The organism is Bacillus sp. JJ1474 (genome assembly GCF_036965225.1).
Classification (GTDB): Bacteria; Bacillota; Bacilli; order Bacillales; family Cytobacillaceae; genus Cytobacillus.
The window spans coordinates 28,204-43,684 of sequence record NZ_JBALPC010000028.1; the positions used below are offsets into that span (position 1 = coordinate 28,204).

Consider the following 15,481-nt stretch of genomic DNA (forward strand, 5'->3'; position numbering starts at 1 on the left):
TAATATAATTTTATAAATATATTAAAATTTTTTCTCTTTATTAAAATTGTCTGTCTTTTTAATAGTATTACTATAATACGTTAATGCGTTAATAGTCAAACAATTTTTTTAATATAATTATTCCGACTTATTAAGATAGTCTAATGAGACCATTGCTAATGTCTTCGCAGCAACAAGCATAGCTCTTTCATCAATATCAAACTTAGGATGGTGATGCGGAAAGTTAGCACTAATATCCGCCTTCCCTGCACATGTATAGAAAAATGAACCAGGCACATGCTTTAAGTAGTAAGAAAAGTCCTCTCCACCCATGATTGGTGTAATCTCAAACACATTTTCAGGCGCAATCACTTTATTTGCTGCTTCTACAACAAGATTTGTTTCATTCGGATGATTCCATAGTGATGGGTAGCCACGGGTATATGTATATTCACACGATCCACCTGCCGACATACAAATCCCTTTAGCAATATTTCCAATCTCTTCTTCAATTTTAGTTCGTACTGTTTCATCAAAAGTTCTAACGGTTCCCTCAATAACTGCCCTATCTGAAATGACATTAAAGGCATTTCCCGCATGAAATGACCCTACCGTTACAACTGCAGTGTCTAGTGGATTCAACTTGCGGCTTACAATATTTTGTAGATTAGCAACAATCTGGCTACCTAGTACTATTGCATCTACCGTTTCGTGCGGATATGCACCATGCCCGCCTTTTCCGATCACGTTAATGCTGAATTTATCAGGAGCTGCCATCATATATCCAGATCGATAGCCAATTTTTCCATTCGGAATCGTTGACCTAACATGCGTACCAAAAATCGCATCAACGTTTTCAAGGCAGCCGTCTTCAATCATGGCAATTGCCCCTCCTGGAAGTACCTCTTCTGCATGCTGATGAATAAATACAATATTTCCTGCAATTTCTTCTTTCACACTAGTTAATGCTCTTGCCAAGACAAGCAGGCTCGCAGTATGCGCATCATGTCCACACGCATGCATGACTCCTTCAACTTTTGATTTATATTCAACTTGTTTCTCATCTTGTATGGGCAGGGCATCAAAGTCTGCTCTTAAAGCAACTGTTTTTCCCGGCTTTCCGCCTCTTAATGTTGAAACTACACCTCTCCCTCCAACCCCTGTCTTAACTTCTAATCCTAGTTCTTTATGAAACTCGGCAATCTTATTAGGGGTTCTTACCTCTTTAAATGAAAGTTCTGGATGCATATGAAAATCTCGGCGAATTTGTACCATTAAAGGATAGTCACTTTCAAGAATACGGAATATTTCGTTTTTCATAAAAACCTCCTTAAAACATTGATAAACTTTTCACATTCAGAAAGTAAAAATAAAAAATGCTCCTTAATTAGCAAGCATTCTTTAGAAACATGACCATTAATTACTTTTTTATTATTATTTGAATATAAAGATATCACTTTTATCACATTGACGCAATAAAGTTTTGTTATTTTTCTAAAAAGTTATTTTTAAATAATTAACAAAAAAGTCTGACAATGAATCCATTCTCTTTACTTTATCCCCGTATAAATGTAGATAGCATCCCTTAAAAACTCAGCTGTGCCTGGCTGCTCCTTATCGTAATATGCCGTAAATCTCTCATCATCCACATACATTTGGGCAAGACCCGCATGCGCTTCCTTACTGTATTCTTTCCAATAATAGCATAGCCATTGTTTATGCAAATCTGCTGCTTTTTGGGCTAGGTCACCTGCTGGATCTCCTATTGCGAACGCTGCTGCTAAAGTAGCGGTAACCTCATTTGCCAGATTTGTGACCTTTTCATAGTCCTCTTCTGTCATATTCATGAGCTTTGCATTAGATTGATCGATTGTATCATTGCCATACTTTTCTCGCATTTCCTTCCCATATTTCTTCTCGTTATCCTCAATCATTTTCTTCTTAAATCCACTAAATTTTTCTTTATCCGTCATTTGAATTCTCCCTTCTGTTTGTTCAATGGTTTTCTCCACATTAGTAATTAAGGCATCTAGCTGTTTTCTTTTTTCCAGGAGTTTTTCGCGATGCTCTCTTAGTGCATGGGCCCCATCAAAGGCTGGTGATGTTATGATGTTTTTTATATCGTCCAAACTCACATCTAATTCCCTGTAAAAAAGTATCTGCTGCAATCTATCAACCTCTGACTTCCCGTAAATCCGATATCCTGATGAATTCATTCTTGCCGGCTTTAGAATGCCAATTTCATCATAATATCGTAATGTCCGGGTACTGACCCCAGCTAATTTTGCCAATCCCTGCACCGTATATTCCATTCGCAAAACCTCCTCTTAAATTAAATTTACACCTTGACGCAACGTTAAGGTCAATAGCTTTTTTCAAAAAGAAAAACCCTTACCGAATATCGAGGTAATGGGCCCATTCAAACACCTATTTATAAGCTTTTACATGTAATAATGTTTCCAAGTCAACAATTTCAAATCCCTGTTCCAGCAATGCTTCAATTATATATGGAAGAGCTCTTTGAGTCTCCGTCTTATCAGAATCAGAGTGCATGAGAATAATATCGCCATTTCGAACATTTTCCACCACATTGTTTGTAATGTTTTCGGCTTCCTTTTGTGACCAATCCAGCGTATCAATGGACCAAAGTATAATCGAATAGCCTTTTTCTTGCGCAACAGCAGCAACTTGGTCATTCGTTTCCCCATATGGTGACCGGAGAATTGCCGGCTCTTTGCCTATTACCGACTTTATCGCTTCTCCTGCTTTATCCATTTCCATTCGAATCTCTTCAATATTCAGCCGAGTTAAGTCTAAATGATTATAGCTATGGCTTAAGATCAAGTTTCCTTTCTCAAAAGCATCCTTTACCACATCTGGGTGCTTCACAACTTCTTTCCCTAAAAAGAAGAAGCTGCCTGGTACCTGATATTCATCTAATATATCAATAATGGCTGGAGTGACAGTTTCATCAGGCCCATCATCGAAGGTTAACGCAACCATTTTTCTATTGGGACCATTTATATAGACATTTTTCTGCTCGTGCGAAAAAAGGACGATTTGCTCTCGCCAATTTTTCATTTTTCTCCAAGCTGCAGCCGTCAATTGATTCGATGCCCCTTTAATATCGAGAGAATACTCATTATCTGCTTGACTTTTTACCATAGCTCTTTGCGGATTAAAAACAGATATGTGATTGACTCCAGTTTTATTTTTCGGAATCACAAATTTTAATTCAATGTTTTCTTTTAAAATGTAAACATAAATTTTCTCATTACTAAGCTCTCTTATATCCGATGGCTCACCAAATGCTTCTTCCAAATGTTCAAGTGTAACTTCATTTAAATTCTTCCTATAGGAACGGACATCAAAGATTTCATCCTGCATATTAAACCCTAGTACGACATTTTTATTATGATAGGAAGCATAGGAACCGTAGCCTGCTTTGTCTACTTTGTCGGGTTCTCCCCATTGGGCTTTAACCTGCTCTATATTGCTATTCAATACATTAAATGGACTATCAATGATCATCCCAGTTTGAGCCTTTTCCAGCACTTCATCCAAATTTATTGCGGAAGGCTTTACCTCTTTTGGTTGTAAGGCATTCTCTTTTTGATGGATATTTTCAGGTGGGGGGTTCTTTACAAAATTACAAGCGGATATGACAAAGAGCAAAGATAAATATACTGTGAGCTTTATGATATTCTGCATCGTCATAGAACATACCCCCTGGATCTATTAATGCCTTATAAAGTGAAACTTCAATCAGTGGGGGTTTACCTTCATCCCCCACTGATTGTTAGTTGAACCAATCGGGCCTTTACGGGCTGTTGATCCCCCACTGAGTAATTTTTTGTTTTACTCAACTTCTTGAAGTGGGTGTCTTACAGCCCGTTAATCTGCGATAAATAGTCTATTTATACAGAACCGCTGGGCCAATTGCAACATTTTATCTTTTATTTATATACCCCATTTTTCACAATTTCTAGGTAATCATTTAACTCCTGAGCAAGGGGATCTGGCTCTGTGAAAAAGTCATAAAGCTTATTTTTATAGAGTGCTTGATATTTATTTCCTAATTGATCACCAATAAACATCGTCATATTAATAACTGTATCAACAGAAATTCCTTCTCTTAGCTTATCTATATGAATAAGCTCTTTAAGATAAATATGCTCCAGCATGAATTCCTTTTGATAAGTTTCAAAATGTTTATTAAGAATGTCCTGCATTTCCTTACTCATTGCAACAGGGGGATTTAATAAGGCATCAGTGATAAGCAGCGTTTCCTGCATAAAGGGCGCAATGATTTCATGCTTCAATAGAAAAATTTCTTTTACCCTTTCAAAAAAGTCATCTGATTTCACCTTTCTTAGTGCTTCCATTGTTATTTCGGTAAGGAGATCGACACAATAACTTACCAGATAAATATATAAATTTTTCTTGCTTTTAAAATAATGAAAAAGAATCCCCTTTGAAATGCCTGCTCTGCTCGTAATCGTATCGGTAGACGCTTTTTCAAAGCCATTTTTTACAAATTCCTCAATCGCCACTTTTAAAATTAGATCCTTTTTCTCCTGTGGCTGCTTTTCAAAAACTGAATACAAGAATGAGCACCTACTTTTTTAGACTGAAATATCCTTCTTTTTATATATCATAAATGAGACGATGATACTAATAAGGATAATTGCTCCCATTAGTAGCAAGAAAATTGATTCAATAATATGTTCATTAATTATATTAGCTGCGTCAACATATTTAAACGGGCTGAAATATTTAAGGATATCCAAATCCTCGGATAAACCTGACATGATATTGATAAAGTAAGAAACAATCACAACCGCTAGTGATATCGATAGGACGTTCCTTGTTTTTCTCAAAATCGAAGAGAACATAAAGGCTAGCGCAGCAAAAGTTACATGCAATAACAGAGTTGATATGGTCAGCAATGCAAAAGTGCTCCACGGGATCGCTTCTTCTTTAGCAAACTGAAAGCCAATGATACTCGATATCGTGGATACGATGTTTAAGATTACTATATTGACAATCACAGCCATAAGCTTCTCCGCTACAATTTGGCTTCTTGACACAGGCTTAGATAGTAAAAATTCAATCGTTTTTTCATTTTCTTCTTTGGCAAGAATGTTTGAGGCGAGCATTGCTGCATAAATACTTCCTAAAAGAGTCGTCATCATGTAGACCTCAATGCCGTAAAAACCAATTAATGTTCCCAGATTAAGCCGGTCCATCCCAAACATTTGCTTCATGGATTCTGGATAGGCATCAAACAAAGCCTGAATTGACTTCTGCCCCTCGGCAAACTGAGGAAAAATGCTCAATAGCCAGATAATTAATCCCGCAAGCACCAAGCTCCAAATGATGAGTGACTTTTGCCCGCGTCTAAACTCCCTTTTAAAAATCATTGATCTCCCTCCCTCTATTCATAATAGTGCATGAATACTTCTTCAAGAGTCGGCTCTTCTATAAGCACATCTTGAACAGGTAAATCAATAAGATGCTGAAGAAGTGCTTTAATCTCCCCGCTATAAAGCAGAGTTACTTCTTTTCCATTTACTTCTCGTTTTAATATCCCATCCACTGTAAAAGAAAACTGTTCAGACTGTTCAAATGTAATCGTAATATTTTTCACTTTATTTTTCGTCAGATGTTCAATCGTTTCAACTGCCACGAGCTTACCTTCTTTAATAATCGCCACTCGATCACACATTTTCTGAACTTCACTTAAAATATGGGAGGAGAAAAAGATGGTCGCCCCCTTATCCCTCTCTTCTGCAAGGAGCTCGAAAAAGTGATTCTGAATTAAAGGATCAAGCCCGCTCGTTGGTTCATCTAAAATGATCAGCTTTGGTTCATGAAGCAAGGCTTGCACTATTCCTACTTTTTTGCGATTTCCAAAAGAGAGGTCTTCAATTTTCCGATTGATATCAAGATCAAGTCTAGCAGCCAAATCCTTCATTCTGGTGCTGTTAAAATTTCCATGAAAACGTGCCGAGTATATTAATAAATCAACAACCTTCATATCATCATAATAATGAACCTCAGATGGCAAATAACCAACGTTTTGCCTAATTTCCTTTGAATGTTTAATGATATCCTTGCCAAAAATTGTTGCACTGCCGCTCGTCGGATAGATGAAATTCAATAGGGTTCTAATTGTTGTACTTTTCCCTGCACCATTCGGACCGATAAACCCAAAAATCTCAGCTTCTTCAATGGAAAAAGAAACATCCATAATCCCTCGATTCTTTTTATAGGATTTCGTTAAATTCTTAAGCTCTACAATACCCACATCTAAACCCTCCTTTTGAGTGCAAACAGATATTGACTGAATAGTCAATTTAATCTTAATATCAATTGACTGATGAGTCAATATTTTCCCTAACATCTATACATATATGACGGATTATAAAAAAAGTGAGAACGCTATTGTAAAATCATTAGCGTTCTCACTTTCACATAAAGGCATTAACCAACCCTCGGGATCATTATCTTCATTTTTTCACAAGTGGATGTAGGGATTTCAAGGATGACCTCCGTTCCAACACCTAGTTTACTTTTTATATTTATTTTTCCGTTCATGCTTTCAATGATTCGAAAAACAACCATCATGCCGAGACCAGTACCATTGCCTGTCATCGTAAAATAAGGTTCTCCTAATTTGCCAAGGATGGTTTCACTCATTCCAGCACCGTTATCTTTTATTGAAATTATGCATAAATCTTCTTTTATTTCAGTTCTTACCTTTATTTGTCCTCCAATAGTCGAGGCTTCTATGCTGTTTTTTAAAATATTTACTAAGGCTTGTACAAATTTAGAGTGATCTCCAGAAACGTGACAAGGGCAACAGCTGGATATATCAAGTTGAATTTTTGCCTGTTCTGCCAAAGGCTTTACAATGTCAACAGACTCAGATAAAACCTTTTGTACCGATATCTGTTCAATTTTATCAGGATATGGCCTTGCAAACGTTAAATAGTCAGATACAACTTTATCAATTCTATCTATCTCCTGCGATGCAATTTCAAAAAAAGCTTCCCTTTTTTCAGTCGGAAGAGACTGATCTTCTTTCAGTAAATGCATCATTCCGCGAACGGTAGTAAGGGGATTCTTCACCTCATGATTAACAGCAGCAGCTAAATGTCCGACAACATCTATCTTAGCTGAATGTAGAAGCTTCATCCGAAGTAAATAGTTCCTCCTAATTGCTTCCAATGATAGATGAACAAGAATAATTCCTATCAGATTGGTAAGCAAGAAGTCCGACCAAAGTTTAAATGAAAACAATTCATTATTATAAAATGAAACCGTTACTAAAATGATAAAGGAAAACATCGTAATCATCGTTGATGCGATCAGTACTTTATTAAAAGTTCTCAAACGAAAATAAAAGGGTCGAATCAAGATCGTTATCGCGGTAAAAAGAAGAGTAGTGATTAAAGTAATAATCACACCAGTAGCTCCGTTAGTTCCTCCGGTAAATAGACGTACGAGAATCGTTTCCACTGTAAGTATAATCCCTACCATTGGACCGCCATAAATAGTTCCGAACCAAAGGGGTACTCTTCTCAAATCAAATTGAACGCCCCCTTCCACATAAAAGGAAAAGACCATACATAGAAGAATAGCTGCAGCAGATGTAAATAAGATGGCATATTTTTGGACAAAAGAACAGTTTGGTTTACTTTCTACCCAAAATTGATGAACAGTCATCGTAATAAGAATAACTAATAAGTTTAAGAGTAAATTGCTGCTTCCATCAATCATCACGCTAATTCCTCCCCCAATAAGATTTAAATTCCAACTCACTTTCCTGCTGCGATTTACCTTTTTCCAATTACTAGTGGCAAGAACAGACCCAATCTAACATAGGAAAAAGGTATGAGGGAAATAAATTTGAATATTAAAATAATAGCATGGATAAAAAAAAATGCCTATAAGGAAATTCCCTGAAATATTTATTTTAATCTTTTCTTTGTATGTATGAATACCTGCCGTCATGGACCATAATGAGTAACAGTGAAAAGCGCAGGAGGTGTAATGGTTTTTGAGAGATGAGTTAACGATATTCTATCGGATTTTTTCAACAACGAAGGAAGCGATTGAAAAATTTATGAGTATGCTGGATCCTGTCATAGAGTTTGCTAAAGATGATCATGAGCGACTATATTACCACCATATTTACGAGGAAGAGGAACAAAGACTTTCTCGACTGGAAATATTAATTCCCCTTATTGCTAAGTTCGAAGGCATAAAAGACGATCATGCATTTACCCCAACAAACAATGAATTTAATCGACTTCTGCAGGAATTAAACCTTGAAAAGTTCGGCTTACATAATTTTGTTGAACACCTGGATTTAGCACTCTTTCAATTTACGGATGAAGAACGGAGCACGTTACTAAAAAAATTAAGAACGGATGCCTATGCTGATTATCAGCAAGTAAAAGAAATGCTGATGGGAATAAATAAGCAATTCGACCATGATTATGTGGATCCACATGCCCATCATGATGAACACCATGACCATTTAGCCACTCCTGTCACGGTACAGGAGATGAAAATGAGTTCAGGAAAAAAAGGATTTACGGTAGGTAGTTTAAGATAATTTTAAAGTGAGGAGAAGAAATGAGTTATTCACCAGATTTGCCTTTTTCTAGTTCAGAGTACAATCATCTTCAGCAGATTGTCATAGATGCTGCCCGGAGACAGTTAATAGGGCGCCGATTTATCGAATTATATGGGCCGCTTGGCAGAGGCGTGCAAAGCATTTTTAACGATATTTACACTGAAAGCCATGAAGCGAAAATTGATTTCCAAGGGTCCTTTGACACAATTATCGAATCAAGCAAACGCGTTAATTATACGATCCCCATGCTCTATAAGGATTTTGTTCTTTATTGGCGTGATATTGAGCAGGCAAAGGTACTGGACATTCCCATCGATTTTTCCAGTGCGGCCAATGCCTCACGTGATGTCGCTATTTTAGAGGATCAGATGATTTTTCACGGATCAAAGGAATTTGATATTCCAGGATTAATGAGTGTAAGAGGACGGCTCACCCACTTAATCAGAAATTGGTATGAGTCAGGAAGCGCCTTTCAGGATGTCGTGGATGCCAGAAATAAATTGCTTGATATGAACCATAATGGACCTTATGCACTTGTCTTGTCCCCAGAGCTTTACTCCCTTTTGCATCGTGTACATAAGGATACGAATGTACTGGAAATTGAGCATGTTCGCGAGCTTGTCACAGACGGTGTTTTTCAATCACCTGTTTTAAAAGGAAAAACAGGCGTACTTGTTAACACTGGCAGGAATAATTTAGATTTAGCCATCTCTGAGGATTTTGATATTGCCTATCTTGGGGATGAAGGCATGAATCATCCATTCCGCGTTTATGAAACAGTCGTTCTTAGAATCAAACAGCCTTCCGCAATTTGTACACTGGATAATCCGGAGAAATAAGGAGTAAGTTTCTTGAATAGAAGGATGCTGACGGTTGGCTCGCTTATTCCGAAAGAAGTGGCAGCGGACTTTGTCGTTCATACGAAAAGCTTAGGTAACAATGATGAAAAAAAATTACCAGTTGCGAAAATAACACCAAAAATAATCGTCTCACAAAATGGGAAAAGTTTTGCCATTCATTTAGTTAAAGGAAGAGTTCTCTTAGATACTGCTCTCAAGCAAGGACAAGCATTGCAATATAAATGCCGCAAAGGAACCTGTGGCCAATGTATAGTGAAAATTGATGCTGGCTCTTTCCTTTTGCAGTCGCCAAATGAACTGGAGCGTAAGAAATTAAAGAATTCATTGAGTGAGGGATTTCGTCTTGCATGCCAGTCAGAATTCAGGGTATAGAAAAAAACGAGGCGGCGACCTCGTTTTTTTCGTATTTAGGCAAATTTTCTATTGAATTGTATTAAATTATCATCTACTGAAAAAGGCAAGGTGATTTCTTTCTTTTCAAGTACTTTTACACTAATATCCCGAACAAGAACCAATGCTTCTCTTTTAAATGTTGGTGTTACAAAGCCATCGTTAATTTCGCATAATCTTTGCAAGTATTGCAATGTATCAGTTAGCATGAGTTGCTTTACTTTTTCGTTGTTTAATTGACAGATCAATTTATATTCTAAGCCCTTCATTATGGCAATTTGATCGACATGAATACAAACATTCATACCTTCTTCGTCAATAAAGCAAAGGGAAACATACTGTCCTTTTGACTTGTCGATATTTGTAAATACGGGGTGTTGGAAGACTTCACCTGAAGTTAACTTCAGCATCGCGGCTTCCGCTGCTCCTCCAATTTTACGCTTATTAGAAATAACCGTTTCAATATCCTTCAAGCCATGCAGCATACTCATGTTGTTCCTCCCAAGAGTGAATTAACTTATTTTCATTGTAGAGAAAATGATAATCATTGTCAATAAGACTTGAACAAGAAGATCATATGCAAAAAATACCGGAAAACTGTATCCGGTATCTGGTGCAAGTTATTCTGTATACGGCTAATCTTTATGGAACCTAGATATTATGAGTCAGATTATTGGACAGATTTGGGGCAGTTTATCAGATTTCCGAAAAAAACTAGTTATCTAGACAGGTTTTGATGTTTTCTCATATTCCTGTCCAAATAAAATCATCTTCCCTTTTTGAACCCATTATTATAATATATCAATCCATATTTTTAACGCAGTTGCAAAAATTAATAAAGCTAATATTATTTGCAAAATTTTTGTATTTACTTTTTTTCCCGCTATTGCTCCTAAAGGGGAGGCAATTAAACTTGCAACTACCATAATGAACGCCGGACCATAATCCACCTGTCCAGTTGTAATCTTTCCAACTGTTGCTCCGATTGAAGAAATAAAAGTAATCGCTAAAGATGAAGCAATGGTCATTCTAGTTGGAATCTTTAATATAACAAGCATAATGGGCACTAATAAAAATGCACCAGCAGCACCAACAATCCCAGCCCCAAGACCAACAACTAATGCAAGTACAGCTGCTAGCCATTTATTAAATTTAACTTGATCTAAAGGGATATCATCAATTCCCTTTTTAGGAATAAACATCATGATAGCTGCAATTAATGCTAATATTCCATAGATCACATTAATTCCGCCCTCTGACATAAGCTTAGAACCGAATCCACCCACAAAGCTTCCAATTAATATACTAACACCCATATAACCAATTAAGGTTTTATTTAAGTAGCCGCCTTTACGATAGGCCCAAACGCCTCCGATTGTTGCGAAGAAAACCTGTACAGCACTGATCCCCGACACTTCGTGAGCACTAAATGCCACTAAACCAAATAATGGCGGGATGTATAGCAGCATCGGGTATTTAATAATCGAACCTCCTATTCCGAGCATCCCGGAAATATATGATCCGATAAACCCAATGAGAAAGATCGTTATAATAAATGATAAGTCCATGTTAAACACCCCTTAAGAAAAGGGAACCATTTTGGCTCCCTTTAGTTTTTACTCCCCTTTTTTAATCCAGAACTTATATACGCCGTTCTCTTCGTCATTTTTCACCAATTCATGCCCACCTGATTTTGACCATGCCGAAATGTCGTTGATAGAGCCTTTGTCTGTTGTATGAACCTCCAGTACTTGCCCAGCTACAAGTTCATTCATCGCCTTTTTCGTTCTTACGATTGGCATTGGACATGCTAATCCTTTTGCGTCTAAAAATTTTGCTGTTTCCATATTGTGATTCCTCCTGATATTTTTATTGTCTAGCCGCAGCATCAAGGCCTTCCACTTGTTATCTCACCGCACAGCGATTTGGACCAATTTCCATTTCACGCTGTTCTTCTTCGGAAGGGGTGATTTTCCCCATATTGGTTTTGCGAATTTCCTGATAAGCATTTGGTTGCGGCGGTAAGTTTTCAGTGACAAGCTTTCTAAATTCATTTTCATCTTCAATATTTAGTCCATGGTTTTTAGCGAATAATGTGCCAAGCTTTTCCGCAACACTGCCATCTTCATTTAATTCTTCAATAATCATAAAGTGTGCTGGCAGAACGATTAGCTCTTCTGATAGTTCACGATAGCGTTTGTATAAGCTTTCACGTAAATCCCCTACCCAGTCTTCCGCAAGTCCAGCCAAATCTGGTCTTCCGATCGAATCAATGAATAAAATATCTCCTGAAAGCAAGTACTTTTCATCCACCACAAAGGAGGTTGAGCCGATTGTATGACCTGGGGTATATAGAGCATGAACATTGATTGCTGTATGTCCAATTGTCACAACATTGCCGTCTTCTAATGGGTTGAATTCAAAAGTTACCTCGGATGCATCCTTTGGCGGCAGCCAGTAAGTTGCACTTGATTTTTCAGCAATCATACGTCCACCGGAGATATGGTCAGCATGCAAGTGTGTATCGAAAACATGGGTGATATTTACGTTCTTACTTTTTGCAAAGTCGAGAAACACATCTGTCATCCGAGTTGCGTCAATGATGACCGCTTCGCCGTTTGAAATAACCATGTAAGATAAGCATCCCTTCCCAATGCGGACAAACTGATAAATCTCTCCTCCGTCATTTAGATCCCCGATTTTGATGGGTTCTAAATGCTCGCTCCATGCCTTCATTCCTCCTTCTAGATATGAAACTTCCCGGCCGGCTTCTGAAAGCATTTCTGCTACAAAAATGGATGAGCCTTCTTTTGCACACGCTACTAAAATATCTTTATCAGCAGGTAGTTTATCAAGGATACCCTCCACCCCATCAAGTAAATCAAAGTATGGGATATTTAAGTATTCGAATTTTTCCCCTTCGATTTTCCAGTCTTGAAAATCTCCTTCATTGCGAACATCTAAAATAAATAATTCTTCTTTGTTTACAACCTTCTTTGCTGCTTCTTTAGCTGTCATGATATTTACAGACACCTCTCGATTACCCCCTATGGTATTATTTATTTTAAAAAAATTTAGCTTGGAGCCATTTTATTAATTCCGATTAGACCCATGATGTCAGGGACGCTCCTTGACACCCTTTCGCTCAGTAAAACTGTTCTGAAGGGCGTTATAAACACTTCTTAACTACCTTCCTTTCGGAAATACTGTCCTGAAGGTCGTTATAGACACTTCTTAGCCACCTTCCACTCAGAAAAGCTGCCCTGAAGGTCGTTATAATCACTTCTTAACTACCTTCCACTCAGAAAAGCCGCTCTGAAGGTCGTTATAATCACTTCTTAACTACTTTCCACTCAGAAATACTGCCCTAAAGGTCGTTATAGACACTTCTTAACCACCCTTCGTTCTTGAAAAACTCCTCCCGCGGTCGTTATGAACCCTCTACACTAACTTTTAGTCTCCTCGATACCTGTTGTTTTGCCAGACCATTCACTCATGCCTGGGACAACATTGAATACTTTTGTAAAACCCTTCTCAGAGAGTTTTTGTGCAGCAAAGTCACTGCGATTTCCGGTACGGCATACAACATAAATTTCATTTTCCAGTTGTAGCTCACCTATACGTTCATCCAATTCACCTAGCGAGATAGAGATTGCTTGAGGAATATGGTTAAAGACAAATTCCGCTGATTCTCTTACATCTAGTACAACTATGCTCTCATCTCCTCCAAGCTTTTGTTCAAGCTCCTCATTAGATACAACATCTGGATGTTTTCTTTCAACAGATTCCTCTCCATCTGACTTTCTTAAGTAATGCTTTAGTACCGCCCCTTCCTCTAACGTTCCTAAATAATGGTGACCCGAGCTTTTAGCCCAAGCTTGAATATCCGCTTTCGATCCATTGTCTGTTGCTTGGACCTCAAGAACCTGGCCTTCTTCAAGATTCGTCATAGCCTTCTTTGTTTTCACAATTGGCATCGGGCAAGCAAGACCCTTAGCATCTAGTACCACGTCTGTTTTAATTGATTTCATCATTAAACCTCCCATTTTTACCCATAGGGGTATTGTTTTGTGTAAAAAAATTATTCCATTTCGCCTTCCCAATCAAGCATTCCGCCTACCATATTGATAACTTTAAAGCCATAGCGTTCAAGCAGCTGGCAAGCACGTCCGCTTCTTCCTCCTGAACGGCAAACTATGATATATTCCTTCGATTTATCAAGTTCATGCATACGGAACTCAAGTAATCCCAATGGAATATGCTGTGCTCCCGGAATTTTTCCTGCAGCTACCTCATCCACTTCGCGTACATCAATAAGATTTAGCGGCTGAGCCTCCATTATTAATTCTTTCACTTCATTTGCAGTTAGCTGTTTCATTACATTCACTCCTCGTATCTTTAGATAAACAGGTTCACATTTCCATTTTCTGCATCAGCAAGATAAGCTGCAACACCGGCATATTCAACATTGTCGAGCAGCTCTTCTTCCTTTAGTCCAAGCAAATCCATTGTCATTGTACATGCAACAAGCTTAACATCTAATTCTTGAGCCATTTCAATCAGCTGTGGCAATGTCATGGCATTATGCTTCTTAATTACATCCTTAATCATTTTAGGCCCAAATCCGGCAAAATTCATTTTCGATAAGCCCATTTTATCAGCGCCTTTAGGCATCATTTTTGCAAACATCTTCTCGATAAAGCCTTTCTTAATCATCCGTTCTTCATCTGTTCGCAGGGCATTTAATCCCCAAAACGTATGGAAAATCGTTACTTCATGATCGTATGCCGCAGCACCATTTGCAATAATATAAGCAGCCATTGCTTTATCGTAATCCCCACTGAACAGGATAATATTTGTTGATTTTTTCTGAGTCATTGTAACCCTCCTAATTTTATTTTTACCCTTACCCCTATGGGTATAATATTAATGAAAATAAAAAAGAGTGTCAACCCTTTTTTAATCTATCTGCTTTTTACAAGCAGATTTACTGCTTCCTTAACTAATTCTTCTGTATTTCCCTCACCATTTTCTTCTGCATTTCTCACACATTCTACTAAATTTGAACTAACGATGACCCCAATTGTACGATCAATCGCAGATCTAGCAGCAGAGAGTTGTGTAATTACATCCTTACAGTCCTTTTCCTCTTCCATCATCTTTAGGATTCCCCTCAGCTGCCCTTCAATGCGCTTAACCCTATTTTTCATTTGATCATTGAAATCCATGATTATTCTCCTTTCTAATAATCTTTGCAGGGGCAATCTGTTAATGTATACCCTGCAATTGTATACCCTCTTTTTCTTAAAAAGCGGATACTCATGTTTCTTTCCAAATAATCTGATGCGATCACATGAATGGTTTTACTGGATATATCAGAATAATGCCTCTTCATATATGCGTATGGAATATTAATAGCTCCTGAAACAGGATCTTTATATGATTGATTATAATCTCTAACATCAACAATTTCTATTGAATCTGCAGGATGGCTGAGTGACTCCGTACACTTAACATTTCCAACTGGGCAGTATCTTATATACAAAGCACCAATAATGATGCTGAATGATAGTATAAATAAAATGACCATTTGAATCACCCTTGT

Annotated in this window: 19 protein-coding genes; 3 read left to right on the forward strand and 16 right to left on the reverse strand. The window is 37.6% G+C overall.

Annotation, left to right across the window (positions count from 1 at the left end; genetic code table 11):
- Window positions 1-117: 117 nt before the first annotated feature.
- The 7 genes from V7164_RS04325 to V7164_RS04355 form a co-directional block, all read right to left on the reverse strand.
- Window positions 118-1,299, reverse strand: a complete 1,182-nt coding sequence (locus V7164_RS04325) for a M20 family metallopeptidase (RefSeq protein WP_335353480.1) — start codon at window positions 1,297-1,299, stop codon at window positions 118-120.
- A gap of 230 nt (window positions 1,300-1,529) precedes the next feature.
- A complete protein-coding gene (locus V7164_RS04330) occupies window positions 1,530-2,291 on the reverse strand; it encodes a MerR family transcriptional regulator (RefSeq protein ID WP_335344595.1) in 762 nt (253 codons plus the stop codon).
- A 115-nt stretch (window positions 2,292-2,406) separates the two neighbouring features.
- Window positions 2,407-3,696, reverse strand: coding sequence for a polysaccharide deacetylase family protein (locus V7164_RS04335; protein WP_335344594.1), 1,290 nt, complete (start codon window positions 3,694-3,696; stop codon window positions 2,407-2,409).
- 239 nt (window positions 3,697-3,935) lie between these two features.
- A complete protein-coding gene (locus V7164_RS04340) occupies window positions 3,936-4,586 on the reverse strand; it encodes a TetR/AcrR family transcriptional regulator (protein WP_335344593.1) in 651 nt (216 codons plus the stop codon).
- Between the two features lie 18 nt (window positions 4,587-4,604).
- The gene (locus V7164_RS04345) at window positions 4,605-5,402 is read right to left on the reverse strand and encodes an ABC transporter permease subunit (protein ID WP_335344592.1); all 798 of its coding nucleotides are present in this window, start codon (window positions 5,400-5,402) and stop codon (window positions 4,605-4,607) included.
- Window positions 5,403-5,416: 14 nt separating this feature from the next.
- Entirely contained in the window at window positions 5,417-6,289 is an 873-nt protein-coding gene (locus tag V7164_RS04350) for an ABC transporter ATP-binding protein (protein WP_335344591.1), read from the reverse strand.
- Window positions 6,290-6,465: 176 nt separating this feature from the next.
- Window positions 6,466-7,764: a HAMP domain-containing sensor histidine kinase gene (locus V7164_RS04355; RefSeq protein ID WP_335353489.1), complete on the reverse strand. Its 1,299-nt coding sequence runs from the start codon at window positions 7,762-7,764 to the stop codon at window positions 6,466-6,468.
- 280 nt (window positions 7,765-8,044) lie between these two features.
- Between V7164_RS04355 and V7164_RS04360 the strand changes: the two genes are divergently transcribed.
- Genes V7164_RS04360 through V7164_RS04370 form a run of 3 tightly spaced genes read left to right on the forward strand, consistent with a single transcriptional unit; the run spans window position 8,045 to window position 9,858 of the window.
- Entirely contained in the window at window positions 8,045-8,605 is a 561-nt protein-coding gene (locus V7164_RS04360; RefSeq protein ID WP_335344590.1) for an IMEF encapsulin system ferritin-like cargo protein, read from the forward strand.
- Window positions 8,606-8,625: 20 nt separating this feature from the next.
- On the forward strand, window positions 8,626-9,465 hold the full coding sequence (locus V7164_RS04365) for a family 1 encapsulin nanocompartment shell protein (protein ID WP_335344589.1): 840 nt from the start codon (window positions 8,626-8,628) through the stop codon (window positions 9,463-9,465).
- 12 nt (window positions 9,466-9,477) lie between these two features.
- Window positions 9,478-9,858 carry a 2Fe-2S iron-sulfur cluster-binding protein gene (locus V7164_RS04370; protein WP_335344588.1) on the forward strand — a complete coding sequence of 127 codons (381 nt, stop codon included), beginning with the start codon at window positions 9,478-9,480 and terminating at the stop codon, window positions 9,856-9,858.
- A gap of 35 nt (window positions 9,859-9,893) precedes the next feature.
- Here V7164_RS04370 and V7164_RS04375 read toward each other — a convergent pair whose 3' ends face one another.
- From V7164_RS04375 to V7164_RS04415, 9 genes are all read right to left on the reverse strand, one after another.
- A complete protein-coding gene (locus V7164_RS04375; protein WP_335344587.1) occupies window positions 9,894-10,367 on the reverse strand; it encodes a hypothetical protein in 474 nt (157 codons plus the stop codon).
- Window positions 10,368-10,667: 300 nt separating this feature from the next.
- The gene (locus tag V7164_RS04380; RefSeq protein ID WP_335344586.1) at window positions 10,668-11,444 is read right to left on the reverse strand and encodes a sulfite exporter TauE/SafE family protein; all 777 of its coding nucleotides are present in this window, start codon (window positions 11,442-11,444) and stop codon (window positions 10,668-10,670) included.
- Between the two features lie 48 nt (window positions 11,445-11,492).
- Window positions 11,493-11,723: a sulfurtransferase TusA family protein gene (locus V7164_RS04385; RefSeq protein WP_335344585.1), complete on the reverse strand. Its 231-nt coding sequence runs from the start codon at window positions 11,721-11,723 to the stop codon at window positions 11,493-11,495.
- A 58-nt stretch (window positions 11,724-11,781) separates the two neighbouring features.
- Window positions 11,782-12,894: an MBL fold metallo-hydrolase gene (locus V7164_RS04390; RefSeq protein ID WP_335344598.1), complete on the reverse strand. Its 1,113-nt coding sequence runs from the start codon at window positions 12,892-12,894 to the stop codon at window positions 11,782-11,784.
- Window positions 12,895-13,322: 428 nt separating this feature from the next.
- Window positions 13,323-13,907 carry a sulfurtransferase TusA family protein gene (locus tag V7164_RS04395; RefSeq protein ID WP_335344597.1) on the reverse strand — a complete coding sequence of 195 codons (585 nt, stop codon included), beginning with the start codon at window positions 13,905-13,907 and terminating at the stop codon, window positions 13,323-13,325.
- Window positions 13,908-13,957: 50 nt separating this feature from the next.
- Window positions 13,958-14,254, reverse strand: coding sequence for a rhodanese-like domain-containing protein (locus V7164_RS04400; protein ID WP_335344584.1), 297 nt, complete (start codon window positions 14,252-14,254; stop codon window positions 13,958-13,960).
- A 20-nt stretch (window positions 14,255-14,274) separates the two neighbouring features.
- Complete coding sequence (locus tag V7164_RS04405) at window positions 14,275-14,754, reverse strand: DsrE/DsrF/DrsH-like family protein (protein WP_335353481.1); 480 nt, start codon at window positions 14,752-14,754, stop codon at window positions 14,275-14,277.
- 86 nt (window positions 14,755-14,840) lie between these two features.
- Complete coding sequence (locus tag V7164_RS04410) at window positions 14,841-15,104, reverse strand: metal-sensitive transcriptional regulator (RefSeq protein WP_335344582.1); 264 nt, start codon at window positions 15,102-15,104, stop codon at window positions 14,841-14,843.
- A gap of 14 nt (window positions 15,105-15,118) precedes the next feature.
- Window positions 15,119-15,466 (reverse strand): hypothetical protein, encoded by a 348-nt coding sequence (locus V7164_RS04415; protein WP_335344581.1) that lies wholly within the window; start codon window positions 15,464-15,466, stop codon window positions 15,119-15,121.
- Window positions 15,467-15,481: the final 15 nt, after the last annotated feature.